At 64.9% G+C, this 1,497-nt stretch carries 2 protein-coding genes; both read right to left on the bottom strand.

Annotated features, from left to right (window positions below; all coding sequences use genetic code 11):
- A partial coding sequence (locus WKW82_RS40475; protein WP_340348840.1) for a 3-keto-5-aminohexanoate cleavage protein occupies positions 1–537 on the bottom strand: 537 nt, incomplete at its 3' end.
- Positions 538–580: 43 nt separating this feature from the next.
- Entirely contained in the window at positions 581–1,492 is a 912-nt protein-coding gene (locus WKW82_RS40470; protein WP_422823719.1) for a TauD/TfdA dioxygenase family protein, read from the bottom strand.
- Positions 1,493–1,497 lie beyond the last annotated feature (5 nt).

Below are 1,497 nucleotides of genomic sequence, written 5' to 3'. Positions count from 1 at the left end.
GTGCTCCTCGGCCCAGCCGGGTTGCGCCGGAACGGTCATTTCCTTGTAGGCGTTGAAGACCGCCGGGTCTTCCATCGAGGTGCCCTTGTAGTCCTCGTACTCCCAGTGCTCCACCACGTTCATCTGCGAGGTGTTGATGGTCACGGTGACCTGGTCTGGCTTGGGGTCCAGTTCGGCCAGCATGTGGCGCGTGTCATCACTCAGCCACTTGGCGGCGGCGCCTTCGTTCTCCGGCGCGAAGCTGATGGAGCCGCCGACCTGGATGATCATTTCCGGCACGGCATTGCGCACACCGGCGATCAGCTCGTTGAACTTCGACAGGCGCTTGCTGCCCTTGCCGTCGAGTTCACGCACGTGCAGGTGCAGCACGGTGGCGCCGGCGTTGTAGCAGTCGACCGCCTTCTGGACCTGCTGCTCGATCGTGACGGGGATGTCCTCGGGGAAGTCGGAGGGCACCCACGACGGCGCGTAGGGCGCGGCCGTGATGATCAGGGGTTGCTGGTTTTCAGGATAGAGGGAGCCGTCGAGAAAGTTCATTTGATGACCTCGTGGAAATAGTTGGGAGGGGAGGTGGGCCGGGTCAGAACGTGGCTTCACCGACGATGCCGGCGCGTTCCATCTTTCGGTGGCAGGGCGCGTAGTCCATGACCGCGTAGTGCTGGGTGCTGCGGTTGTCCCAGAAGGCCATGCTGTTCTTCTTCCAGCGGAAGCGCACTTGGTACTCGGGGACCGCTGCCTGCTCGATCAGGTAGCCCAGCAGGTCGCGGCCGGCCGAGGTGTAGTCCTGGCCGAAGCGCACGTTGGCCGGCGTGTGGAAGTTGGTGAAGTGCGTCGTGAAGGCGTTGACGAAAAGAACCTTCTCGTTGGTTTCCGGATGGGTGCGCACCACGGGGTGCTCGGCGTCCGGGAACTGGGCGTGCAGCGCCAGGCGTTTCTCGATCGGCATGGCCGCGCCGAAGCTGGCTTCGATGCTGTGGCGGGCGCGCAGGCCGGCGATCTTCTGCTTGACGTCGTCTGGCAGGCGGTTGTAGGCCTCGACCATGTTGACCCAGATGGTGTCGCCGCCGACCGGCGGGCATTCGACGCAGCGCAGCACGCAACCGAAGGGCGGCTTCTCGCGCCAGGTGGCGTCGGTGTGGAAGGCGTTCTCGTAGCGGTCGTTGGGCGTGTCGGGCGACTTGTAGATGCGCACCAGGCCCGGATGGTCCGGATCGCTGCCGGCCACAGGGTGGTCTTCCAGGTCGCCGAAGTGGCGGGCCAGGGTGACGTGCTCGGCACGCGTGATGTCCTGGTCGCGGAAGAACAGCACGCGGTGCTTGAGCAGCAGGCTGCGGAGTTCGGCGACCGTTTCCGGGTCGCGGGAAGCGGCGCCGAGGTCGATGTTGGACAGTTCTGCGCCGATGGTGCAGGTGAGTTGCTCGACCTTGATCGAGGTCTTCAGTGCGGCGGCAGAGATGACGGCGGGCGCGGCTTGCGCGATGGTTGCATTCATGACTT

Origin of the sequence: Variovorax rhizosphaerae (assembly GCF_037889975.1) — a bacterium.
GTDB lineage: Bacteria > Pseudomonadota > Gammaproteobacteria > Burkholderiales > Burkholderiaceae_C > Variovorax > Variovorax rhizosphaerae.
The sequence above is the reverse complement of the archived record's forward strand: the minus strand, read 5'-3'. Positions and strand labels throughout refer to the sequence as shown.

Excerpts from the sequence above, each read along its gene's own strand:
- WKW82_RS40470 (WP_422823719.1), bottom strand. The coding sequence starts at position 1,492 with ATGAATGCAACCATCGCGCAAGCCGCGCCCGCCGTCATCTCTGCCGCC.